Below are 24,152 nucleotides of genomic sequence, written 5' to 3'. Positions count from 1 at the left end.
CCAGAACAATGACGTCGACGCCGGATCTTAACTCCCGGCGTCGCGTCGTGAACCCGCTTTCGGGTGGTTCAGGGGAGGCGCACGGCGGCGATCTGGGTCGCTTGCCCGATCAATCTGTTCTTTTCGTCCCAAAGCTCCGCGACCTCGTCCATCCGGTCGCCGCCGAGCTCACCCGCGCGCATCCGCACCCGCACCGGACCCGGTGCCGGGAGCCCGCGCAGGTACGCGGTGAACTGGACGGTGGGCGCCCAGCCCGCGATCCCGAGGTCGTAGGAGATGGGCGGTACCGGGTCGAGCGCGACGAGCAGGCTCACCGGATCCCAGTCACTGCCGTCGGCGAGCCGCAGCCAGGACGAGATGACGCCCTTCCGGGACGGCTGTCCCACCGCGAAACCCGCCGCGGCCGGGTCGAGCCGCTGCTCGACGACGTCCATCAGGCCGATGCGGAATCCGCCACCGCCGTCGGCGGGCACGGGCAGGCAGTCCAGCTCCGGCGGGATCTCGATCGGGTCCACTCCGGACCACCACGCGTCGCCGTCGGTCAGGACGCCCTGGGTGATCAGCGCTTCGGTGCAGGGCGCGCCGTGCTGGCTCAGCCGCGCGCGCAGCTGGGTGAGGCCGCGGCCTTCGCGCAGCACCTCGACCTCGACGACCGCGGGGCCGGGCTCGGGGGCCACGGAGAACGAGCCGCTGATCGCGGTCAGGTGCGGATGCGAGGAGACCTCGGCGGCGGCCTTGGCGAGCACGGCGAGGAGATAGCCGCCGTGCAGCTTCGTCCCGATCGTCCACTGTGGATCGAGCTCGGTGTCGAACACCGGCTCCTCGCCCCGGCGGACGAGGGCGGTCGCGGTCCGGAAATGCGCCATACCTCAAGCTGACATCGTCAAGTTGACGGTGTCAAGTCAATGCTGGCAGCATCACGGCATGGGCGCGAAGCGGACGAAGGCGCGGCCGGGCGAAGGGGACAGGCTGCGGGGCGAGATCTTGTCCGCCGCCGACGCCCTGCTCGGTGAGGCGGGCACCGACGAGGCGCTGACGCTGCGCGCCGTCGCGCGCCGCACCGGCGTCTCCACGCCGTCGGTCTACTCCCATTTCCCCAGCCGGGACGCCCTGCTCGAGGCGGTCTGCCTGCGGGTGTGGGACGAACTCGCGCGCCGGATGCGCGAGTACGCCGTCGAGGGCGCCGATCCGATGCGGGCGCTCAGCCGCTGCGCACGGGTGTACGCCCGGTTCGCCCTCGACCATCCGGTGCAGTACCGGGTGCTCCTGATGCGTCCTTCCGGTGGTTCCTCGCCCGGCGCGGTCGCCTGTTTCCGGTATCTCGCCGACGCGACCGCCGCGTGCGTGCGGGCCGGGACGCTGCGCGGCGAACCGGAAGTCCTCGCGATGGGCCTCTGGTCGGCGATGCACGGCTGCGTGAGCCTGCTGATCGCCCAGCCGGGGTTCGACTGGCCCGAGGAGCCCGAGGCGCTGATCGACGGCGTCATCCGGATGGCCGGGCTCGGCACGGCGCTCGCCTGCCGCGTGCCGCGGGACGCCATTCCGCCGAGTGCCGCACTGGCGGGGGATCTCGACGAAGTGGCGGCGGGCTGGGCGGTGTCCGCCGGCCGGACTGGTTAGGCTCAGCGCATGTCCGAGACCCCGACGGCCGACGATCGGCTCCAGGTGCTCGAAGCCATCACCGACACGGCGCTGGGCCACCTCGGCCAGGACAAGGTGATGGCGACGATCCTGGCGCGCGTGCGCGATGTTCTCGGGGTCGACACGGCCACCGTGCTGCGGTACGACCCGTCGGCCCAGCAGGTGCAGGCGATCGCCGCTTCCGGGATCGAGGAAGAGGTTTATCAGGACGTCCGGGTCCCCGTCGGCGCCGGCTTCGCGGGACGGGTGGCCGCGTCGCGCCGCCCGGTGATCATCGACCGCGTGGACGAGACCACGGTGGTGAACGCGCTCCTGTGGGAACGAGGGCTGCGCACGCTGCTCGGCGTGCCGATGCTCGCGGGGGACGACCTGATCGGCGTCCTGCACGTCGGGTCGGTGACGGCGAAGGAGTTCTCCGAAACCGACGTCGAGCTGCTGCGGCTGGTGGCCGCGCGGCTCGCGCTCGAGGTGCAGATCGACGTCGCCGCCAGCGATCGCGCGGCCGCCGCGGCGCTCCAGCGGAGCCTGATGCCTGGGCGGCTGCCCGACGTCGCGGGAATGCGGTTCTCAGCGCGGTATGTGCCGGGTACCGAACCCGGGGTCGGTGGCGACTGGTACGACCTGTTCCCACTGCCGGGCGACCGCCTCGGCATCGTGATGGGCGACGTCGCCGGGCACGGCCTGAACGCCGCCGTGATCATGGGGCGGCTGCGCAGCGCGCTGCGTGCCTACGCGCTCGAATCGGACGACCCGGCCGAAGTACTGTCCAAACTGGACCGGAAGGTCCAGCATTTCGAGCCGGGGACCCTGGCCACCGTCGTGTACGGATTGGTGCCGGCTTCGCGCGACAGCATGGCGATCTCGCTGGCCGGCCATCTGCCGCCGGTGCTCGCGCCGCCCGGCGGCCCGTCGGTGTTCGTCGACGCCCCGGTCGATCCGCCCATCGGGGTCACCGGGCCGGGACGGCGAAGAACCGTCGTCGCCCTGCCGCCCGGTGGTGTGCTCGCCTTCTACACCGACGGTCTCGTCGAGCGCCGGGACCAGCTGATCGACGTCGGCCTGCGGCGGCTCGCGGACGTGGTGTCCGCGGACCAGCCCGGAGCGGTGTGCGCGCGCGTGATGGCCGCGCTCGTCGGCAACACTCCGGCGCAGGACGACATCGCCCTCCTCGTGGCCCGGCGCGAACCGAACCGAGGGTGATTCGCCGTAACGTGCTTCATCGAGTGAGCATTTTTCGAGAGGGAGGTGGCCCCGGATGGAGATCTGGGTGAACCCGGCGTGTTCGAAATGCCGGTCCGCGGTGTCGATGCTGGACGACGCGGGGGCCGAGTACACCGTGCGGAAGTACCTCGAAGAGCCGCCGACCGCGAAGGAACTGAAGGCTGTCCTCAAGCGGCTCGAGCTCGAACCGTGGGACATCACCCGCACCGCAGAGCCGATCGCGAAGGAACTCGAACTCAAGACCTGGGGGCGCACCGCCGCCGACCGTGACCGGTGGATCGAGGCACTGGTCACGCATCCGAAGCTGATCCAGCGGCCGATCATCACCGCCGACGACGGCACGACCGTGGTGGGACGGACCCCGGAGGCCGTGCGATCGGTGCTGCCCGGCTGACGGCGCCGGAAGTTGTCGGTGGGGATCGCTACGGTTCCTGCCGACGACGAAGCGCTGGAGGTCTGGGGTGGACGAGCACGTCGAAATACCGCCGGGATCGGTGGAGGCACTCGTGCCGGTGGTCGCCGAGCTGGTCCCGGTCGTACGCGCCCGGATCCCTCGCGGTCCGGCCGCGGCCCTCGGCAGGCTGGGCGCGCCGGAGGCTGATCCGGACGCCTTCACCCTGCGAACGGGGCGATCGGCGACCGGGCACGGCGAGTCGGAAGCGCTGGCCCTGTTGCGTTCTCTCGGCGACCCGGTCTCCGAACGGCTGCTCGGCGCGCTCGAACTGACCCTGGACGGGCTCTCGGTCGCCGTCCCGGACGAGGTCGCCGCGGCGGTGCCGGGGCCGGAGCGGACGCCGCAGGCCTTCGGCTTCGTGACGATGGACGGGCCGGTCGCCGAGACCGTGACCGAGGTGCGGCTGCTCGATCAGCTCAGGCCCGGGGTATCCGGGTTGATCGTGGCGCTGGTCGCGGAGCTGGCCACGCACGCGGAAGTGGCCCCGATGCTGCGGCCGGGCCCGGAGCTCACCGGCGAGGAGGAACTCGCCGCGGAACACGGCGCGGCGCACCTCGCGCTGGCAGTCGCGGTCGCGATGCCGATCCTGAAGCGGATCGAAGCGCCGATGCTCGCCGGAAAGCCGTCGGCCGTCGTCGGTGTCGCGCTCGGCGCCGTCTCGGCTCTGTTGCGTGGAAGTCCGATGCCGTCCGCGTATCCGGCCGCGTTGCTCGAGAAACGCCGGGCCGCGTATCTGCTCCCGTCGCGTTCGTCGGGTTCGGCACCTGTGCGCGGGCATCGCTTCGTGCTGGCCGAGCGGCCGGTCGAAGCCGAGGCCGATTTCAGCGGAAATGGTCTCGTCGCAACGGTTCCCGGCGGGATCGCCGTCCGGACCGGGCTCGGCGAGGGGCAGATGCAAGTGTCGACGCAGGTTCTCGAAGGGCCACCGGACAGGCTGGACGTCGACTGGTGGGACGAGGTCGTCGAGATCTCCTGGCGGGCGGAGCGGGGCGACGCGATCCTCGGCGAGGCTGACCGTCGTCGGCCGGTGTCCCCGCCATGGCCGGGAGATTTCCGGGTCCGGGTGCACGCGATCGGCCGGGACGGCGACGAGCGCGAACGCTACGAACTGATCCTCTGGGAAGCGCCGCCGTCGCCCGACGTCGTGCACAAGCAAGCGGATCGGCTCGGCTACGTCCTGCGCGGCGAGCCCGTGCCCGAGATCGAGATCCCGCCGGAGGCCGGCTACCGGTGGATCGGCGAGAGCGCGCTCGGCGAAGCGGCGACTGTCACGGTGATCGCGGGAGGCACCGCGGACGAGGTGCTCCGCGGCTTCGGCGCCGACCCCGCCGAGCCGGTGTCCGCGCTGGAACTGTCGCAGCAGTTCGAGCTGGATCCGTGGGTGGTCGTGCTCCGCGTCGACGGCGGGGTGCTGGCTGCCGAGTTCAACGGTTACCAGGGTTCGTACGGGCCGGTCCTGGAGCCGGTGTCCTTGGCGGGCCGGACGGCGAGTATGTATTGGAACATCAACGGGGTGACCCGGTTGTCGTTCGCGGACAAGGGAAAGGTCCTCGCGGGGTTCGAACTCGGGCATCAGGAGGAGATCGCGGACCAGGGCGTGCGCGAAGCCTTGGCGGGCCTCGATTTCGACAGCTATCGAGACCGGCGGCAGAAGGCCTTCGTCGCCATCGAGCGGTACACCGGATACCGGATGACGGCCGAAGACATCGAGCGGATGACGGCGGCGGACGTCGCGTACCGGATCGTGCCACGGTTGGCGCAGCTGTATCCCGAGGCGCGAAACGCGGACGGTTCACGGCGGTACCCCGGCGACGGCCCGCTGGGCGCCGACACCGACCGGCTGGCCTTCGTCGCCGACGAGACGTTGCGGGACCTGGCTTGGCACGCCGCTACCGCCGCGGCCGAAAACGCAGGTGTGGCCGGTGACCCTGTCGTCGCGGACACGCTGACGCGCCGCAGGCTGAGCCCCGCGGCGGAGCTGCTGGCCAGGAGATCGCAACTGCACGCTCACCGGGAACACGCCTGGTTGTGGCAAGCGATCCACCGCGCGACCAACCCGGACCCGCTCGGTGCCGCGATCGGCACGCTGAACGCCGCCCGGTACGCGGCCGGTGCCTCCGCCGCGGACCTCCTCGATCACGCTCGCCGGGTGGTGGACCGGTGAATCCCGCGTGAGGCGAAGGCCGCCGCGAGCAGCCCCGCCGCCGCGGCGCCGAGCGGTTTGACACCTCGAGCGGGGAAGATCGCGGACGTTGAGCGTCCGGAATCTTCCCCGCTCACCGGTTTTGGCTGCGCCGCGACACCGGGACGAACAAAATGCCGTGCGGGTCGGAACCGTCCCTGCCGCTCACGGGTTTCGGCGCCGACGGTCTCACGTGATCCGACGGACGACACACGTGTCTGGACGGACGACTCGCGTGATTGGAAGGACGACACGACCGCGGCCGGGGTTCCGAGGGTCAGGACAGGTCGCGGAAGAAGTCCTGGATGTCGCCCACCAGCAGGTCCGGCGCGTCCTGGGTCGCCCAGTGGCTGCCGCGGTCGAATTCCCGCCACGAAACGATGTTCGCGTGGTCCCGCTCGGCGAACCGTCGCAGCGGCCGGAAGTCGTAGGCGAAACTCGCGAGGCCGGTCGGCGCCGTCGTCGGCTCGGTGGGGTGCTCGGCGTGCTTGTCCTCGTAGTAGAACCGCGCCGCCGAAGCCGCGGTGTTGGTGAGCCAGTACAGCGTCGCGTTGGTGAGCACGTGGTCGTCGCTGGTGCCGGACAGCAGTTGCGCGCTCCAGGCCAGCTGCCCGGTCGGCGAGTCGGCCAGCGCGTGCGCGAGGTTCTGCGGAGCGCTCTCCTGGAGTTTCGCGTAGCCGGACATGTTGTCGTTGAAATGCTGCAGGAATTGCAGGTACTCCAGTTCCTGCTCGGTCATGCCCTCGAACTCCGCCGGGTCGCCGCTGGGGAACGAGAACAGCTGCGTGACGTGCACGCCGATCACGTGCTCGGCGTCGGCGCGCCCGACCTCGGGGGCGACGAACGAACCGGCGTCGTTCCCGTGCGTGCCGTAGCGCTCGTAGCCGAGTCGGCGCATCAGTTCGGCCCAAGCCTGAGCCGTGCGGTACCGGTTCCAGCCCTTCTCACGCGTCGGACCGGAGAAGCCGAACCCGGGCAGCGACGGGATCACCACGTGGAAGGCGTCCGCCGGATCGCCGCCATGAGCGCGCGGATCGGTCAGCCGGTCGATCAGGTCGAGGTATTCGAAGACCGAGTTCGGCCAGCCGTGGGTGAGGATCAGCGGCTTCGCGTCCGGCTCCGGCGAGCGGACGTGCAGGAAATGGATGTTCTGCCCGTCGATCTCCGTGGTGAACTGCGGGTATTCGTTCAGCTTCGCCTCCCACTTCCGCCAGTCGTAGCCCTCGCGCCAGTACGCCACCAGCCGTCGCACGTACTCCAGCGGCACGCCGTACTCCCAGCCCGGCGTGACCGGTCCGCGCTGGACCCCGTCGGTCACCTGGTCGGCGGGCAGTTCGTTCGCCCAGCGGACGCGGGCGAGGCGGTCGGCCAGATCGTCCAGCTCGGCCTGGCCGACCTCGACGCGGAAGGGCTTGATCTCGGTGTTTGCGTTCATAAGACCAAGGTAGAGTGCCATTAGGAACATCCCGTTCCTAATGAAGGAGCAGTCTGGCGAAATGTTGGAAACCTCGGCGAGACTGCTCCGTCTGCTCTCCCTGCTGCAGACACCCCGTGACTGGACCGGCACCGAACTGGCGGAACGCCTGGAGGTCAGTGCCCGGACCATCCGCAACGACGTCGAGCGCCTGCGCGCGCTCGGGTATCCGGTGAACGCGACCCGCGGTTCCGTCGGCGGCTACCGGCTCGGCGCGGGCGCCGACCTGCCGCCGTTGCTGCTGGACGACGAGGAGGCCGTCGCGGTCGCGATCGGCCTGCGCACCGCGGCCGGCGGCACCATCGCGGGCGTGGAGGAGACGTCGTTGCGCGCGCTCGCCAAACTGGAGCAGGTACTGCCGTCCCGGTTACGCCGCCGCGTGAACGCCCTGCAGGCGTACACGATCCCCGTGCCGAGGGACGATCCCGGCCCGCGCGTCGACGCCGGGACGCTCACCGTGCTGACGGCCTGCTGCCGGGATCGTGAGGTGCTGCGATTCGGCTATCGGACCCACGACGGTTCGGAAAGCGTCCGCAAGGTGGAGCCGTATCGCCTGGTCAACTGGGGACGCCGCTGGTACCTGGTCGCTTGGGATCTCGACCGCGGCGACTGGCGCACCTTCCGCGTCGACAGGCTGACCCCGCGTGTCCCGACCGGTCCGCGGTTCACCGCGCGCGAGCTGCCCGAGGACGTCACGGACCGCGTGCGGCGCGGGGTCTCGTCCGCCGCTTGGCGTTACCGGGCCGACGTCACCGTGCACGCGTCCGCCGAAGAGGTGACCGCGCGGATCAACCCGGCCGTCGGGACGGTGGAGGCCGTCGACGCGAACACCTGCGTCCCTGCACACCGGCGCGGACAGCATCGAGACGATGGCCGTCCACTTAGGACTCCTCAACGCCCCTTTCCGGGTGACCGAACCCCCGCAGTTGGTCGACTACTTGCGGGAGCTCGCCGACCGGTATCGCGACGCCACTCGCATTTAGTCCTCTGAATGCGGGGCTTCAGCGAGCGAAGGTGGTCAGGAACCGGTCCCGGAACGTGTCCATTCGCCACACCGGCGCGTTCCGGTCCGGGTGCAGGCCGTCCTGCCAGCTCCACCCGGCGACCTTGTCGAGCACCGCCTTGTCCCGCGTGACCACGGTGATCGGGACGTCGCGATCCGCGCCCGCGCCGGCGACGATCGGGTTCGGCTGGTGGTCGCCCAGGAACACGAGCACGAGATCGTCGTCACCGTACGTCTCCACGTACGAGATGAGCGAGTTCAGCGAATAGGCGATCGAGTCGCCGTACGCGCCGCGCACCTTGGCAGGGTCGGTGAAGACCTCGTCCGGCGTTTTCCCTTGCGAGGGCATGGGGTTGTAGACCGATCCGTCGCCGACGGCGGTCCAGTCGACCATCCGGGGGAGCGGCGTCCACGGCCAGTGACTGGTGACGAGGTCGATTTCCGCCATCAGCGGCGGCCTTTCGCGCGCGCGTTCGGCGCGGTGGAAAGCCGAAAGCGTGAACTGGTCCGGCATCGTCGCGTAGGAGAACGGCGGGCCGTGATACCCGATGTTCCGTGCGTCGTAGTACCGGTCGTAGCCGTAGACCTTGCCCTCCGGCCAGTCCTCGGTATGCGCCGGAACGACACCGACGGTCTCCCAGCCCGCGCGTTTGAACGCGCCACCGAGGGTGAGCCGGTCGGTCTTCACGAAGTCGTCGTAGCGGTGCTGGCTGTCGACCCACACCCCGGACTGGAACGTCGAGTGCGCCAGCCAGCTTCCCGCGCTCGTCGTCGGCGACGTCAGGAACGCGCTGCGCGAGCCGTATCCGGCGCTCTTCAGCCGCGCGGTCCCGGCGTCGAGGACCGCGTCGACCTTGGGCGCGATGTCCGAGTCCTGGACGGCCACCCGGCCGTAGCTCTCGATGAAGGTGAACAGGACGTCCTTGCCGCGCAACGCTTTCAGTAGCCCGGACGGGGGATCGTCGCGGAAGGCGTCAGTGGCGACTTCTGTGGCGAAGGCGTCCCGGTCCCGGATACCGGCCCGGACCTGCCGGAGGTCGTCATAGGCGAAGGCGGCCGCGCTGCGCGACGCGAGGGGCTGCCCCGGAGCGAGCTGCGCGCCGGAGACCGCGCACACCATCCAGACCACGCTGAGCACGGCCGTCACGCGGGTCGACGCCGTGCGCCGTCCGGCCACCACCCGGCTCAACCGCAGGACGGCCAGCGCCATCAGCACGATCACCACTACGGCCAGCAGCGTCAGCCCGGCGAACGACGCGATGGCGCCGGCCCGGCCGATCGACGTGCCGAGCAGGTCGACGCCGTTGCCGAGCACGCCCCAGTCGAACACCGGGTTGAACCGCCGGTTCAGCGCGAGCCCGAAGCCGATGTCGATGGCCTTGAACACGGTCAGCAGCCCGAGGACCGCGCCGGCGGACACCGCGACGATCCGCCGGGCGCCGTCGCGCAGCATGAGCACGACCGCCACCCCCAGCAGCGCCTCCACCGGCAAGCGGACGAACGCCTCGGGCGTCAGCGCGTCGAGGTCGTTCGGCGCGAGCAGCGCGAACAGCACGAGAACGGCGGACAGCGTGGTCACCGCGCTGGACGCGATCTCGCGGGCGGCCGTCCGGTCGCCGGGCAGGCCCACGAGTGCGGGGCGCGTGAAAACCGACAAGGCGGGATTCCTTCCGGGTGCAGGGCCTTCACTCGGTTACACGGACGGCGGGCCCCCGCGGTTCAGCCGGATCGCCAGGTGCGCAGCGCCCACCACCAGCCGACGGTGTGCCGCACATGCGATCCGCCGCCGTCCTCCGGTGGGTCGAGCGACGTCCCGGTGATCTCGCCGAGCCGGGAAAGCCGGTACCGCACGGTGTTCGCGTGGACGTGCAGGGCCGCGGCCGTCTGGTCGAGCCGCCGCCCGTGGTCGAGGTAGGCCAGCGCGGTCGAGACGAGTTGCTCATGGAAGGGGTCGCCCGGCGTCAGCGCGCTCAGCAGGGTGTCACCGAGCAGCGCGGCGAGCCCCGGTTGGGCGGCGAGCGCGGTCTCGACGGCCAGATCGGCCACCGCGTGCAGACCGCGAGAGCGCGCGGCCGTCGGCAGCGCCATCACGCACAGGGCGTGCGTCGCGCGGACTTCGGCGAGCGGGACGGCGGGGGAGACCACCATGAGGACGTCGTCCCCGAGCGCGGACGGGGTGGGGAGCCGTGGCGCCAGCCCGGCCAGCCGCCCGTCGACCAGGCCGAAGACGCCACCCGTCGCGCCGAGCCGTCGCTCGACGACCCGCGCCTGGTACGGATCACCGACGTCGGAGAGCAGGCAGTGGTAGCGCCCGCCCGGGTTCAGCCCGATGCTCGCGACCTCCTCGGCCGAAGGCGCCGTCGTGTCGCCGCCGAGCAACCGCCGCAGCACCCGGGCGCGGCTGTCGTGCACCGTCCGGGCGAGTTCGAGTTCGGCCTCGTGATACCCGGCGATGACCTGCCGTTCGAGCGCGCGCGTGTTCCGGTCGAAGTCGACCAGCGCCGCCAGCATGACGTCGTCCGGCACCCCGGCCGCCTTGCCGCGTTCGACGGCGATCTCGACCGCGCGGCTGCGGCCGGCCTGCACTCCGCGCAGCAGCGCGGCGAGCGGCACCCCTTGCGCGGCCCTGTCCGCGCCGAGGTCGGCGGCCGCGGCGTAGTCCTGCTCCCCGGCCCCGCCCGGCCGGTCGAACGAGGCGAGCCCGGCGGCGAGCACGATCGCGACGTGCCGCCGGTTCTCGCTCACCGGCAGGCTCGCGACCTCCGGCGACTCCGTGCGGGCGGCCCGGACCACTTCGTCGACGACATCGGCGTCGGCGGCCATCGTGGCCAGCACGTCGTGGAGCGACCGGTGCGCCATCGCCACCGCCTTCCCGCCCGGATTGTGCCCGGTGCACAACGAAGCCGGCGGTCCTTGGCGACCGGCGCCTACCGAGGGTGTCCGGCCGGTTGGTTTCCTGTGAGCTACCGAAAGGTAACAGGCCCTCGCCGAAAGGTGCGTGTGATGCGGAAACGCCGGTTGCTGAACACCGTCCTCGTGGCGGGCCTCGCCGCCGCGATGCTGGGCGTCGTGCCCGCGGGGGCGAGCGCCGCCCTGCGGCAGGTGCTGTTCGTGGGCAACAACTGGGAGGGGACCGCGGACGTCATCGCGCCCTCCGGCGACTACGCGAAGATCGCGCGCGTGAACATGGTGCCGGACAAGGACGAGCGGCTCACCGAGATCTACCTGAACCCGATCAAGCTCGCGTTCTTCCTCGGTATCCGCAACGGCGTCGGCGAGGGACACGACCAGCTCGTCGACGACCTCTACACGACCCCGGACGGCCGCGCGGTCGTCGCGTCCCGCCCGAGTTTCGCCGACGTCGTGTCGATCGACCTCGCCACCGGCCGGGTCAACTGGCGGTTCCCGGTGTCGGGTTTCCGGTCCGACCACATGGCGGTGTCGCCGGACGGCCGCAGCATCGCGGTGTCGGCTTCGACGTCGAACACCGTCCACGTGCTCGACATCGAGACCGGGCGGCAGCTCGGCTCGTTCAAGACCGGCGACAAACCGCACGAGAACACCTACACCGACGGCGGCCGGTACCTCTGGAACAGCTCGATCGGCGAGGTCAACACCGCGCTCGACGCGCCGTGGCAGGACTTCACCAAGGGCGACCGGAAGCTCACCGTCGTCGACGCGACCACCTTCAAGCAGGTCAAGGTGATCGACATGCGCGAGCGTCTGGACGCGTTCGGACGCGATGATCTCTCCGACGCCGTGCGGCCGGTGGCCTTCACCCCCGACGAGTCGAAGCTGTACTTCCAGGTGTCCTTCTTCAACGGCCTCCTCGAATACGACGTCGCCACCGACCGGATCACGCGGTCGAAGACACTGCCGAAGAACCCGGACACCAGCGAGGACCGCACGACCTGGGTCAACGACTCGCGGCACCACGGGCTTTCGATGAGCCCCGCGGGCGACAAGCTCTGCGTCGCCGGGACGATGGACGATTACGCGACCATTGTGGACCGTGCGAGCCTGCGGGAAGCACAGCTCGTGAAGGCCGCCAAACCGTACTGGGCGACCGTGAGCGGCGACGGAAAGCATTGCGTCATCTCGGAAAGCGGCTCGGACCAGGTGACCGCGATCGACTTCGCGACCGGCGCGAAGGTGAAGTCCGTCCCGGTCGGCGACCACCCGCAGCGCATCCGGATCGGCCACGTGCCAGAAGGCTGGACGGGGCCCGCGGGCCCCGCTCGGTAATATCGGCCCGTGACAACCTCTGCCGAAACACTCGAGTTCCAGTCGGAGGCACGTCAGCTGCTGCAGCTGATGATCCACTCGATCTACTCGAACAAGGACACCTTCCTGCGGGAACTGGTGTCCAACGCCTCCGACGCACTGGACAAACTCCGCCTCGAAGCGTTCCGTGACAAGGACCTCCAGGCGGACACCGACGATCTCCACATCGAGATCGCGACCGACCCCGAAAACCGCACCCTGACCGTGCGGGACAACGGAATCGGGATGAGCCGGGACGACGTCGTGGCGCTGATCGGCACCATCGCGAAATCCGGCACCGCCGAATTCCTGAAGAAACTGAAGGAGACGAAGGATTCCGCGGCCTCGCAGGACCTGATCGGCCAATTCGGCATCGGCTTCTACGCCAGCTTCATGGTGGCCGACAAGGTCACGCTGCTGACGCGCCGCGCCGGATCGGACGAGGGCGTCCGCTGGGAGTCCGAGGGCGAAGGCACGTACACCATCGAGACGGTCCCGGACCTGCCGCAGGGCACGTCGGTCGTCCTGCACCTCAAGCCCGAGGACGCCGAAGACCAGCTCTTCGACTACACCTCGGCCACGAAGATCAAGCAGATCGTCAAGAAGTACTCGGACTTCATCACCTGGCCGATCCGGATGACCGAAGGCGAAGAGGTCGTCACGGTCAACTCGATGAAGGCGCTGTGGGCCCGCTCCTCGAGCGACGTCACCGAGGACGAGTACAACGAGTTCTACAAGCACGTCGCGCACGACTGGAACGACCCGCTGGAGACGATCCGCCTCCAGGCCGAGGGCACCTTCGAGTACCAGGCGCTGCTGTTCCTGCCGGGACACGCGCCGCTCGACCTGTTCATGCGGGAGCGCAAACGCGGCGTCCAGCTGTACGTGAAGCGCGTCTTCATCATGGACGACTGCGAAGCGCTGATGCCGGAGTACCTGCGCTTCGTGAAGGGCGTCGTCGACGCGCAGGACCTTTCGCTCAACGTCTCGCGCGAGATCCTGCAGCAGGACCGGCAGATCCAGCTGATCCGCCGTCGCCTGGTCAAGAAGGTGCTGTCGACGGTCAAGACCCTGATGGCCGACGAGAACCGCTACAAGTACGACACGTTCTGGAAGGAGTTCGGCCGGGCCGTCAAGGAAGGCCTGCTGGACGACCACGAGAACCGCACCGCGATCCTCGACATCTGCTCGTTCGCCTCGACGAACGATCCGGAGAAGCTCACGTCGCTGCGCGAGTACGTCGAGCGGATGAAGGACGGCCAGGAGCACATCTACTACCTGACCGGCGAGTCGCGGCAGAGCATCGAGAACTCCCCGCATCTGGAAGCCTTCCAGGCCAAGGGTTACGAGGTGCTCGTGCTCACCGACCCGATCGACGAGATGTGGGTCGACGCCGTCTCCGGGTACGAGGAGAAGCAGTTCCAGTCGGTCGCGAAGGGCGAGGTCGAACTCGACTCCGACACCACCGACGAGCAGAAGGAAGAATTCTCCGGGCTGCTGACCTGGCTGACGACGACGCTCGGCGACCAGGTCAAGGAGGTCCGGCTCTCGTCGCGGCTGACGACGTCGCCCGCCTGCATCGTCGGCGACACGAACGACGTCACGCCGACGCTGGAGAAGATGTACCGCGCGATGGGCCAGGAACTGCCGCAGATCAAGCGGATCCTGGAACTGAACCCGGGGCACCCGCTGGTGTCCGGGCTGCGGGACGCCTTCGCCTCGCAGGGCGAGAACGACGGGCTCGCGGAGACCGCGGAACTGTTGTACGGCATGGCTTTACTGGCCGAAGGCGGTGAACTGGGCGATCCCGCCCGCTTCACGAAGCTGTTGGCCACCCACCTCCAGAAGACCCTGTAGTTCCGTGAAGGCCTCCTTGAGGGACCCAGAGTCCCTCAAGGAGGCCTTCACGGACTTCTACGGCCGGGTCCGCCAGAGCACCAGCACGAAGTAAGGCGTCCCGACCATCGCGATGACCAGGCCCGCCGGGATCTGGGCCGGCGCGATGACCGTCCGCCCCAGGGTGTCCGCGACGCTCACCAGCAGCGCGCCGAGCGCCGCGGCCACCGGGATCACCCGGCCGTGTCGTCCGCCGACCAGCGAACGCGCCAGATGCGGCGCGACCAGCCCGACGAACGCGACCACGCCGATCGCGGACACGGCGGTGGCCGCCAGGATCCCGGAAGCCCCCAGCACCACCAGCCGGGAGCGTTCGATGCGCATCCCGAGCACGCGCGGGGTGTCCTCGTCGAGGGCGTGCAGGTCCAGTTCGCGGTGCTTGGCCCACAACAACGGCGTCAGCGCGAGGAGCGCCAGCGCCACCGGCGCGACCTGCTCCAGCGTGCGGCCGTAGGTCGACCCGGAAAGCCAGGTCAGCGCCTTGGCCGAGTTCCACGGGTCGGAGACCACGATCAGCAGCGTGATCAGCGCCATCCCGGCCGACCAGACCGCGATGCCGATGATCACCAGCCGGTCCGAATCCAGCCCCGACCGCCACGCCAGCCCGTAGACCAGCAGGAACACCACGGCCGCGCCGAGACCGGCGGCACCGGCGACCGACCAGGCGCCGACGGCGGGGACGAGGGTGATCAGCGTGATCGCGCCGAGCCCGGCGCCCGCGGTGATGCCGAGCAGCCCGGGTTCGGCGAGCGGGTTGCGGCTGACCGACTGGATTCCGCAGCCGGACACGGCCAGCGCGGCACCGGCGAGCAGTGCGGCCAGTACCCGCGGAAGTCGTTGGTCCAGCACGAAAGTCAGGGCCGTCCCGGTGTTGCCGGTGACCCAGTTCGCGAGATCGCCGAGCAGCACCACGCGGTCGCCCAGCATCAGGCCCGCCACCGGGATCACGGCCAGCAGCGCCACCAGGACGACGGAAATGGTCACGAGCCGCCGGGTCGATCCGGCGACCCCGACCCGCCCGGCCGGAGCCGGACGACGCGAGCCGCTTCCCCGGCCGCGCCGCGCCAGCCACACCATCACGACGGCGCCGACGATCGTGGTCACCACCCCGGTCGGCACCCGCACGGCGGCGGCCGAACCCATGATCGCGCGCAGGACGACGTCGGCGCCGAGCACCGTGACGACGCCGACCAGCCCGGAAACCGGCAGCAGGGCGCGATGTTTGGCGATCGGCAGCAGCAGCCGCGTGATCACCGGTGCGCTCAGCCCGACGAACCCGACCGGCCCGGCGACGGTCACCGCCGCCGCGGTCAGCGCGACGGTCAGCACGACCGCGGTGACCCGCGTCCGGCGGACCCGCAGGCCGAGCACGGTCGCGTTGTCGTCGCCGAGGGCGAGGACGTCGAGTTTGCGCCCCATCGCGATGAGCGCCGCCACGGCGATCACCACGATCGGTGTCGTCTGGCCGGTCGCGCGCAGGTCCGCGACGGTGAGCGAACCGCTGCCCCAGGCGAACAGGCCGGACGTCTCCTGCTCGAACAGGAGCAGCAGCAGGATGGTCACCGACTGGAGCGCCAGCAGCACCGCCGAGCCCACGAGCACCAGCCGCGGGCTCGCCGACCCGCCGCCCGCCAGGCCCAGCACGACGACGGCCGCGGCGAGCCCGCCCGCGAACGCCGCCCCGCCCACCGGCACGAGCGGCAACGAGAGCCCGAAAGCGGAAATGGCCACCACGGCGAAATGCGCGCCCGCGTTGACCGCGAGCGTGTCGGGCGAGGCGAGCGGATTCCTTGCCACGGACTGCATTCCCGCGCCCGCGACGCCGAGCGCGACCCCGAGCAGCAACGCGGCGAGCAGCCGCGGGACGCGCGAACCCTCGAGTACCGCGAGGGTTTGCGCGTCACCCTGGCCGAAGATCGCCTTCACCACGTCCAGCGGTCCGGACGTCGAAGTGCCTTGGGTCAGGTGGATGCCGGCGAGGACGGCGATGAGCACCACCAGCCCCGCCGACACCGCGATGGTGCGGGCACGCATCAGGTCGTGACTGCCTTCACGATCTGGTCGGCGGTCATGATGATCGACTTCGGCCCGCCGAAGGTCCACGTGCCCGCTTCGAGCTTGTGGATCTTCTTCGACACCACGAACGGCAGCCGCTGGTAGACGGCGTTCTGCGCGAGCCCGGTGGTGAAGACGTCTTCTTCGGACGCGCTGTAGAACAGCACGGTCTTCGGGTCGGTGAGCGCGGTCAGGCCCTCGACGTCGGTCTGGCCGAGACCCCACTGCGCGTCGACCTTGCCGGTCCAGGCGTTCTTCAGGCCGACGGCCTCGGCGGTGTCGGAGACCAGTGAACCCTTGCCGAACGGCCGGATGCTGACGGTGCTGCCTTCGAGGTAGCCGTCGGCCATCAGGAACGGCGTGCCCGTGGCGCTCTTGGCCTCGACGGCCTTCTTGCCCTCGGCGAGTTTGGCGTCCATTTCGGACAGTTGCTTGTCCGCTTCGGACTCCTTGCCGACCGTCTTGGCGATCAGCTTGAAGTCCTCGCGCAGGCGGTCGAAGTTGCGGCTCGCGTCGCTTGACTTGGTGACCACGACCGGCACGTACTTCTCGATCTGCGGAACCAGGGTCGAATCGCGCTCGTCGGCGATGATGACGACGTCGGGGTTCAGCCCGACGATCGCGTCGACGCTGGGCTCGTTGCGCTTGCCGACGTCCTTGACCTCGGCGCTGAGCGGGGCGGCCTTGTCCCAGACGTTGTAGCCCGCGACGTCCGCGGCGCCGACCGGCATGACGCCGAGGGAAGCGACCATCTCGGCCTCGCCCCACTCCAGCGCGACGACGCGCTTCGCCGGGGCCTTGAGGTTGACGGCCTTGCCGCGCGCGTCGGTCACCGTGACCGGTCCGCTCGCGGCGGCTTCGCTCGGCGCGACTGCGGTGTTCTCGGTGTTCTCGGTGGTGCCGCAGGCGGACAACAGCAGGGCCGTCGCCGCGACGAGGACGGCAGGGGGCAGCAAACGCATGGTTCTTCCTGGATTTCTCAGGCGGGCCTGGGCGAATACCGCCCGAGTGGCCTGCAGTGGATCGCGCCCGTCACCGGGTCGTTCGCGACGTGGACGGTGACGCCGTAGGCCTGGGAGAGGTGTTCGGAGGTGAGCACCTGCCCGATGTCACCCGTGGCCACGATGGTTCCCTCGCTCAGCAGGACAACCTCGTCGGCGATGAGCGCCGCGTGGTCGAGGTCGTGCAGCACCACGCCGACCGCGACGCCTTCTCCAGCCAGATCGCGGACGACGTCGAGGATCTCGACCTGATAGCGCAGGTCGAGATGGTTGGTGGGCTCGTCGAGCAGCAGCACGGAGGTCTGCTGGGCGAGACAGGACGCGAGCCAGACGCGCTGGAGTTCGCCGCCGGAGAGTTCGTCGATCCCGCGTTCGGCCATCGCCGTCACGCCGGTGAGCTCCATCGCGCGGCGGATCGCGGCGGCGCCGTCGACGTCGACCCCGCGCCAGCCGGAGCGGTACGGGTACCGGCCGTAGGAGACGACGTCGCGCACGGAGACCCCGCTCGGGGTGGGCCGGTGCTGGGTCAGCAACGTGACCTGGCGGGCGAATTCCTTGCCGGACAACGCGTTCCCGCCCCAGACGGCGCGTTCCCCGAGCCGGACGCTGCCTTCGCGGGGTTTGTGCAGCCGCGCCAGCGAACGCAGGAGCGTCGACTTGCCGGAGCCGTTCGGCCCGACGAGCGCTGTCACCGAGCCGGCGCGCAGCGACAGGGACACCCCGTCCACCACGGCGCGCTCTTGGTGCGCGAGCACCAGGTCATGGCCGGTGAGCAGCGCGGCTTCCGTAGACATGAGGCGAGCCTAACCTAAGGCGCGGCTTCGACCGATGTCGCGAGAGACACAGAGCGCGGGGTGATTGTCCGGTTACGCCGTTCGCACCGTTTCGCGCCGGCGCTTGGCCAGCCGCTTCCCGACGATCCCGTGCCGCGGCCCGAACAGGTACACCAGCGTGAACCCGGCGCCCTGCACCAGCACGATCATCCCGCCGGACGCGGTGTCGAGGTGGTAGCTCAGGTACAGCCCGGCCACCGCGGCGAGCACCGAGAACGACGGCGCGATCACGAGCATGCGGCCGAACCGGTCGGTCAGCAGGTACGCCGTCGCGCCGGGGATGATCAGCATCGCCACCACCAGGATCACGCCGACCACCTGCAGCGCCACGACCGCGGTCAGCGCGAGCAGGCCGAGCAGCGCGGCGCCGAGCACCCGCGGGTTGAGCCCGATCGCGTGCGCGTGCGTGGGATCGAAGGCGTACAAGGTGAAATCGCGGCGTTTGAGCACCAGCAGGGTGAGCGTGATCGCGCCGAGGACGCCGATCTGGATCAGGTCCGAGACGTCGACGCCGAGCAGGTTGCCGAAGATGATGTGGTTCAGGTCGGTCTGGCTCGGCGTCACCGAGATCAGCACCAGCCCGAGCGCGAACAACGTGGTGAACACGATGCCGATCGCGGCGTCCTCCTTGACCCGGCTGGTGTCGCGGACGACACCGATCAGCGCCACGGCGAGGAAACCGAAGACGACGGCGCCCAGCGCGAAGGGCGCGCCGAGGACGTACGCGAGCACGACACCGGGCAGCACCGCGTGCGAGACCGCGTCGCCCATCAGCGACCAGCCGATCAGTACCAGCCAGCAGGAGAGCACCGCGCAGACCGCGGACGCGATGACGGTGGACGCCAGCGCCCGCACCATGAAGTCGTAGCTCAGCGGTTCGAGGAACAGGTCGTAGAGGTTCACGCGAGTTCCTCTTCCCGTTGCAGGACATCGAGTCCGAAGGCCAGCGCGAGGTTCTCGGGCCGGAGCACCTCGCCGGGGGAGCCGTGCGCGAGCACCTTGCGCATCAGCAGGATCGCCTCGTCGGCCAGGCCGGGCAGCGCGTGCAGGTCGTGGGTGGAGATCAGGACGGCGGCGCCGTCGGCCGCGAGTTCCTTGAGCAGCCGGGTGATCGTGGCTTCGGAGCGCTTGTCCACCCCGGCGAACGGCTCGTCGAGCAGCAGGACACGGGCGCCTTGGGCGATCCCGCGCGCGACGAACGCGCGTTTGCGCTGCCCGCCGGACAACTGGCCGATCTGACGGCCGGCGAGTTCGGTCAGCTCGACGCGTTCCAGCGCGTGATCGACGGCTTCGTGATCGGCGCGGCGCGGGCGGCGGGTGAACCCGAGACGCCCGTAGCGGCCGGTCATCACGACATCCCGTACGGACAGCGGGAACGACCAGTCGACGTCCTCGCTCTGCGGCACGTAACCGATCACGCCGGTCTTGCGGGCGCGGGCGGGGGTGCCGCCGTCGATCGACACCGTGCCGGTGTCCGGCCGGACCATGCCCATGATCGTCTTGAACAGCGTCGACTTGCCGGAGCCGTTCATCCCGACCAGCCCGCAGACGCGGCCGTGGTCGAGCGTGACGTCGACACCGTCGAGCGCGAGCACGTCGCCGTAGTGGACGGTGACGCCTTCGACGCGGATCGCGGCGGTCACGGCTTCGCCCCGGTGAGCGCGGCGACGATCGTCTTCGAGTCGTGGCGGATGAGGTCGAGGTAGGTCGGCACCGGGCCGCCCGGAGCGGACAGGGAGTCGACGAAGAGCACGCCGCCGAACGCGGCACCGGTCGCGGAGACGACCTGGCGCATCGGGGCGTCGGAGACGGTCGACTCGCAGAACACCGCGGGGACCTTGTTCTCCTTGACGAACCCGATGGCGCGGGTGATCTGCTGCGGGGTCGCCTGCTGTTCGGCGTTGACCGCCCAGATGTACTGCTCGGTGAGGCCGGTGTCGCGCGCGAGGTAGGAGAAGGCGCCTTCGCAGGTGACCAGCGCGCGCTCGTTCTTCGGCAGGGCGCTCAGCGCGTTCGTCATCTCGTCCCGCACCCCCTGCAGTTTCGCCTTGTAGGCGTCGCCGTTGGCCTTGAACACGGCGGCGTCGCCGGAGGAGAGCTCGCTGAACGCCTTCACCATGTTGTCCACGTAGATACCCACATTCGTCGGGGACATCCACGCGTGCGGGTTCGGCTTGCCCTGATAGGCGTCTTCACCGATGGCGATGGGCTGGACGCCGTCGCTGACCACCTTGTGCGGCGCGTCGCTCTCCTTGACGAACCGGGCGAACCACGCCTCCAGGTTCAGCCCGTTGTCGAGGATCAGGTCGGCCTTCGCGGCCTTCTTGATGTCGTCCGGGGTGGGCTCGTAGCCGTGGATCTCGGCGCCGGGCTTGGTGATCGACTCGACCCGGAGCTTGTCGCCCGCGACGTTCGAGGCGATGTCCGCCAGGACCGTGAACGTGGTCAGCACGACGGGCCGCTTGTCGTCCGTGCCGCCCGCGGGGCCTCCGCAAGCTGACAGGACCAGTGCCGACGCCGCCAGCGCGCACACGGTCTTGCGCAGATTCGCCATCCGCTGAGTCTAGAGTTCGGTGCGCCGAACTTCCAACTCCCGTGTGCCTTAAATCTCCGTCACGGTCCGGTCCTTCTCCTTCACCGTTTCCAGCAGGAGCTGGGAGACGTCGCGCACGGTGACGTTCTCGCCACGCTTTTCGCTCTGCCGTTGCACGAGCCCGTCGTTCAGCATCACGCGGCAGAACGGGCAGCCGGTGACGATGGTTTCGGCGTCCGTGCCGAGCGCTTCGTCGACGCGTTCGAGGTTGATGCGTTTGCCGATCTGCTCCTCCATCCACATCCGCGCGCCGCCGGCGCCGCAGCAGAGCGAGCGGTCCGCGTGCCGGGGCATCTCGCTGAGCGTGGCGCCGGTCGCGCCGACGAGTTCGCGCGGCGGCTCGTAGACCTTGTTGTGGCGGCCGAGGTAACACGGGTCGTGGTAGGTCACCGGGCCGGCGTCGACCGGTTTGACCGGCGTCAGCTTGCCCGCGCGCACGAGGCGGTTCAGCAGTTGCGTGTGGTGCAGGACCTCGTAGTTCCCGTCGAGTTGCGGGTACTCGCGGCCGAGCGTGTTGAGGCAGTGCGGGCAGGTGGTGACGATCTTGCGGGTCCCCGGTTCACGGCCCTCGAACACCGCGTTCAGCGTCTCGACGGTCTGCTGCGCGAGCATCTGGAAGAGGAACTCGTTGCCGGAGCGGCGGGCCGGGTCGCCGGTGCACGACTCGTCGGTGCCGAGGATCGTGTACTTCACCCCGGCGAGATGCAGGAGCTCCGCCGTGGCGCGAACGGTCTTGCGGGCGTTGTCGTCGAAGGCGCCCGCGCAGCCGACCCAGTAGACGTACTCGACGTCGTCGGCGAGTTCACCGTCGAAGATCGGCACCTCGAAGCCGAGGTCCTTCGTCCAGGCGAGGCGGTCGGAGTTGTTCTGGCCCCAGGGATTCCCCTTGGTCTCCAGGTTCTTGAACAGCACCCCGAGTTCGCTCGGGAAGGCCGACTCGATCATCACCTGGTAGCGGCGCATGTCCACGACGTGGTCGACGTGCTCGATGTCGACCGGGCACTGCTCGACGCAGGCGCCGCACGTGGTGCACGACCAGAGGACGTCCGGATCGATGACGCCGAAGTCCTCCTTGGTGCCGACGAGCGGACGTTCTTCGGGGGCTTCCTTGCCGTCCAGGATGTACGGCGCCTTCTCGAAGAGATGGTCCCGTAGATCCATGATCAACAGCTTGGGGGACAACGGCTTTCCGGTGTTCCATGCCGGGCATTGCGATTGGCAGCGGCCGCATTCGGTGCAGGTGGCAAAATCGAGCATGCCCTTCCAGGTGAAGTCCTCGATCTTGCCGCGGCCGAAGGTGTCGTCCTCGCCCGGATCCTCGAAGTCGATCGGCTTGCCGCCGGATTCCATCGGCAGCAGCGGGCCGAGCGCGTCCGGGAGCCGTTTCGCGGTGACGTTGACCGGCGCCAGGAAGATGTGCAGGTGCTTGGAGTAGAGCACGATCGACAGGAACGCCAGCATCACGCCGATGTGCAGCAGCAGCCCGACGGTCTCCAGCGGCTCGGTGACCGACGCGCCCAGCGGCTCCAGGAGTTCGCCCACGCCAAGGGAGACCCACGCGCCCGATTCGTACGGGAAGACGCTGACCGCCGCCGACGCGCCGCGGAAGAGGAACATCGTCCAGATCACGTTGAAGATCATGAACAGGATCAGCCAGGCGCCGCCGGTGTGCGAACCGAAGAAACGTGACGCGCGGTCTTTCCGTTCGGGCGCTTGGCGGATCCGGATGACCGCGAACACCGTGAGCGAGACGAGTACCGCGACCGCGATGAAGTCCTGCAGGAAACCCAATACCGCCCAGTGCCCGATGAGCGGGATGTGGAAGTCGTGGTCGAACAGCGCGCCGTACGCCTCGACGTAGACCGAGCCGAGGATCACGAAACCCCAGAAGGTGAACAGATGCGCGAGCCCGGGGACGGACCACTTGAGCAGCTTGCGCTGTCCGAAGACCTCGGCCAGATGTGTTTTCGCGCGGACGGCCATGACGTCGGAGCGTTTTTCGTCCGGCTGGCCGGACCGGATCAGTTTGGCGAGCCAGAGCGCGCGGCGGGCGGCGAAGGCGAGTCCGACGACCGTGATGAGCAGACCGAGGATGAGACGAACGAGCACGAGTCCTCCGGGGGAGAATCGGCTCAGTGAGAGCCGGTGTAGTACCGGCACGCCTTGCAGGCATACCGCATTTTGGCCACTCGCCACCGTTTTCGGTAGGCCTCGAGATGTCCCGGCCGTGGCGGATGCACGCCGAGCCTGCGGTGACGGCGGATCCGCCGCCCCGTTTCGAAGAGTTCGGTCGCCAGGCCGAGATAGGCGCGCCTGAGCGCGACACCCGGCTCCGCGGCGAGATTGTCCCGGCAGAATCGGTGCAGCAGTGCGAGATCGGGGAGGCCGGGCGTCGTCGCGCCAGGGAGGTGCTCGACGACGCCGAGGCCGGGATGTGCCGGGGGAACGGAGAAACGGGCGGGAAGTCCACAATGGACGCAGGTGAGCGTGCAACTCAGACATCGGGTGACGTGGCGGATTCGCCGTTCGCGTTGATCCTCGTCGATCGATTCGCGAACGTGCCACCCCATGGAGCCTCCCAAGACCGTGGTGTGTCCTGTGTCACTCTCAATACTGGAGAGTAGGGCTCGCCCCGCCGGTACGACAGGTCCAACCGGATGGCTTCCGCGCGGCCGGTCGGCGTAACGGGCGGACGGCGTCGGTACAGGTGGTGGGGGGGGGGGGGGGGGGGGGGGGGGGGGGGGGGGGGGGGTGGGTGGGGGGGGGGGGGGGGGGCGCGCCCCCCCCCCCCCCCCCCCCCCCCCCCCCACCACCCGCACGCTTCCGCACACCGTGACCCAGTCGTAGCCGAAAACGCCCCGCCCGGCGTCACGCGCTGGTTATAGTCCTGACCCGGGGTAATGGGGAGGGAACGACGGCGATGGGCGGGTTCGTCACCGCGGCTCTGGGGTTCCCGGCCGTGCTCTTCAGCTTCCTGCTGATCGTGGTGATCGGCTACTGGCTGCTGGCACTGTTCGGCGCCTTCGATCTCGAAGAGTTCGACGGCGGAGACGGGCTCCTGGCGGGCTTCGGCGGGATCCCACTGTCCATTTCGCTCTCATTGCTGATCGCATTCACCTGGTTCGCCAGCCTGGCAGGGACGGTTCTTCTCGATGATCTTGAGCTTTCGACACCATCGAGGATCGGGCTCGGGGTCGGCGTGCTCGCCGTCGCGCTCGTCCTCGGCACACTCGGGACGAGGGTGATCGTGGTGCCGCTACGTCGCGTCTTCGGCCCCGCGAGGGAGCCGAGCAGGCAGGATTTCGTCGGCCGCGCCGCCGTCATCCGCACTTCGTCGGTCACGCACGACTTCGGCCAGGCCGAAGTCGCCGCCGCCGACGGGTCGACGGCCATTGTGGACGTTCGGCAGGCCGGTCAAGGCAACCTGACGGCGGGCAGCCGCGTAGTTCTTTATGACTACGACTCGGAACGCGAGTTCTTCTGGGTCGAGTCCTTGGACATCTGAAGCAGAAAAGGAACACTATGGGTGCCATCAG

19 protein-coding genes and 1 pseudogene are annotated in these 24,152 nt (G+C 69.5%); 8 read left to right on the top strand and 12 right to left on the bottom strand.

The window, feature by feature from the left end; all coding sequences use genetic code 11:
* Positions 1-68: 68 nt before the first annotated feature.
* Entirely contained in the window at positions 69-866 is a 798-nt protein-coding gene (locus tag ACIRGA_RS00210; protein ID WP_400935054.1) for a thioesterase family protein, read from the bottom strand.
* A gap of 58 nt (positions 867-924) precedes the next feature.
* Between ACIRGA_RS00210 and ACIRGA_RS00205 the strand changes: the two genes are divergently transcribed.
* From ACIRGA_RS00205 to ACIRGA_RS00190, 4 genes are all read left to right on the top strand, one after another.
* On the top strand, positions 925-1,620 hold the full coding sequence (locus ACIRGA_RS00205) for a TetR/AcrR family transcriptional regulator (RefSeq protein WP_400935051.1): 696 nt from the start codon (positions 925-927) through the stop codon (positions 1,618-1,620).
* Positions 1,621-1,629: 9 nt separating this feature from the next.
* Positions 1,630-2,841: a PP2C family protein-serine/threonine phosphatase gene (locus ACIRGA_RS00200; protein ID WP_400935049.1), complete on the top strand. Its 1,212-nt coding sequence runs from the start codon at positions 1,630-1,632 to the stop codon at positions 2,839-2,841.
* A gap of 55 nt (positions 2,842-2,896) precedes the next feature.
* A complete protein-coding gene (locus ACIRGA_RS00195) occupies positions 2,897-3,256 on the top strand; it encodes an arsenate reductase family protein (RefSeq protein ID WP_400935046.1) in 360 nt (119 codons plus the stop codon).
* A 67-nt stretch (positions 3,257-3,323) separates the two neighbouring features.
* The gene (locus ACIRGA_RS00190; RefSeq protein WP_400935044.1) at positions 3,324-5,480 is read left to right on the top strand and encodes a DUF6461 domain-containing protein; all 2,157 of its coding nucleotides are present in this window, start codon (positions 3,324-3,326) and stop codon (positions 5,478-5,480) included.
* A 295-nt stretch (positions 5,481-5,775) separates the two neighbouring features.
* On the opposite strand, the gene ACIRGA_RS00185 is transcribed toward ACIRGA_RS00190, so the two are convergent.
* Positions 5,776-6,933, bottom strand: coding sequence for an epoxide hydrolase family protein (locus ACIRGA_RS00185; RefSeq protein WP_400935042.1), 1,158 nt, complete (start codon positions 6,931-6,933; stop codon positions 5,776-5,778).
* Between the two features lie 61 nt (positions 6,934-6,994).
* Here ACIRGA_RS00185 and ACIRGA_RS00180 point away from each other — a divergent pair.
* Positions 6,995-7,955: pseudogene (locus tag ACIRGA_RS00180) on the top strand (helix-turn-helix transcriptional regulator).
* 18 nt (positions 7,956-7,973) lie between these two features.
* On the opposite strand, the gene ACIRGA_RS00175 reads toward ACIRGA_RS00180, so the two are convergent.
* Together ACIRGA_RS00175 and ACIRGA_RS00170 are read right to left on the bottom strand one after the other, a co-directional pair.
* Complete coding sequence (locus ACIRGA_RS00175) at positions 7,974-9,632, bottom strand: sulfatase-like hydrolase/transferase (protein WP_400935039.1); 1,659 nt, start codon at positions 9,630-9,632, stop codon at positions 7,974-7,976.
* 62 nt (positions 9,633-9,694) lie between these two features.
* Positions 9,695-10,834: a PucR family transcriptional regulator gene (locus ACIRGA_RS00170; protein ID WP_400935036.1), complete on the bottom strand. Its 1,140-nt coding sequence runs from the start codon at positions 10,832-10,834 to the stop codon at positions 9,695-9,697.
* A 144-nt stretch (positions 10,835-10,978) separates the two neighbouring features.
* Between ACIRGA_RS00170 and ACIRGA_RS00165 the strand changes: the two genes are divergently transcribed.
* Both ACIRGA_RS00165 and htpG read left to right on the top strand, forming a co-directional pair.
* Positions 10,979-12,220, top strand: coding sequence for a YncE family protein (locus tag ACIRGA_RS00165; protein ID WP_400935034.1), 1,242 nt, complete (start codon positions 10,979-10,981; stop codon positions 12,218-12,220).
* 9 nt (positions 12,221-12,229) lie between these two features.
* Complete coding sequence (gene htpG / locus ACIRGA_RS00160) at positions 12,230-14,095, top strand: molecular chaperone HtpG (RefSeq protein WP_400935031.1); 1,866 nt, start codon at positions 12,230-12,232, stop codon at positions 14,093-14,095.
* Between the two features lie 57 nt (positions 14,096-14,152).
* Here htpG and ACIRGA_RS00155 read toward each other — a convergent pair whose 3' ends face one another.
* The 8 genes from ACIRGA_RS00155 to ACIRGA_RS00120 form a co-directional block, all read right to left on the bottom strand.
* Positions 14,153-16,168: an iron ABC transporter permease gene (locus ACIRGA_RS00155; protein WP_400935028.1), complete on the bottom strand. Its 2,016-nt coding sequence runs from the start codon at positions 16,166-16,168 to the stop codon at positions 14,153-14,155.
* Complete coding sequence (locus ACIRGA_RS00150) at positions 16,168-17,151, bottom strand: ABC transporter substrate-binding protein (RefSeq protein WP_400935025.1); 984 nt, start codon at positions 17,149-17,151, stop codon at positions 16,168-16,170. Before ACIRGA_RS00150 ends, ACIRGA_RS00155 begins: the two co-directional genes overlap by 1 nt.
* 17 nt (positions 17,152-17,168) lie before the next feature.
* A complete protein-coding gene (locus ACIRGA_RS00145) occupies positions 17,169-17,984 on the bottom strand; it encodes an ABC transporter ATP-binding protein (protein ID WP_400935023.1) in 816 nt (271 codons plus the stop codon).
* Positions 17,985-18,056: 72 nt separating this feature from the next.
* On the bottom strand, positions 18,057-18,926 hold the full coding sequence (locus ACIRGA_RS00140) for a metal ABC transporter permease (RefSeq protein ID WP_400935020.1): 870 nt from the start codon (positions 18,924-18,926) through the stop codon (positions 18,057-18,059).
* Positions 18,923-19,666, bottom strand: coding sequence for a metal ABC transporter ATP-binding protein (locus ACIRGA_RS00135; RefSeq protein WP_400935018.1), 744 nt, complete (start codon positions 19,664-19,666; stop codon positions 18,923-18,925). Before ACIRGA_RS00135 ends, ACIRGA_RS00140 begins: the two co-directional genes overlap by 4 nt.
* Entirely contained in the window at positions 19,663-20,577 is a 915-nt protein-coding gene (locus ACIRGA_RS00130; RefSeq protein ID WP_400935015.1) for a metal ABC transporter substrate-binding protein, read from the bottom strand. The genes ACIRGA_RS00135 and ACIRGA_RS00130 overlap by 4 nt, the downstream gene beginning before the upstream one ends.
* 48 nt (positions 20,578-20,625) lie before the next feature.
* Positions 20,626-22,725: a (Fe-S)-binding protein gene (locus ACIRGA_RS00125; RefSeq protein WP_400935013.1), complete on the bottom strand. Its 2,100-nt coding sequence runs from the start codon at positions 22,723-22,725 to the stop codon at positions 20,626-20,628.
* 23 nt (positions 22,726-22,748) lie between these two features.
* A complete protein-coding gene (locus ACIRGA_RS00120) occupies positions 22,749-23,186 on the bottom strand; it encodes a hypothetical protein (RefSeq protein WP_400935011.1) in 438 nt (145 codons plus the stop codon).
* A 350-nt stretch (positions 23,187-23,536) separates the two neighbouring features.
* On the opposite strand from ACIRGA_RS00120, the gene ACIRGA_RS00115 reads away from it, so the two are divergent.
* Positions 23,537-24,121, top strand: a complete 585-nt coding sequence (locus ACIRGA_RS00115) for a hypothetical protein (protein WP_400935008.1) — start codon at positions 23,537-23,539, stop codon at positions 24,119-24,121.
* Positions 24,122-24,152: the final 31 nt, after the last annotated feature.

The organism is Amycolatopsis sp. NPDC102389 (genome assembly GCF_044765885.1).
Lineage (GTDB): Bacteria > Actinomycetota > Actinomycetes > Mycobacteriales > Pseudonocardiaceae > Amycolatopsis.
Note: the sequence above shows the minus strand (reverse complement) of the source record. Positions and strands in the feature narration are given on the sequence as shown.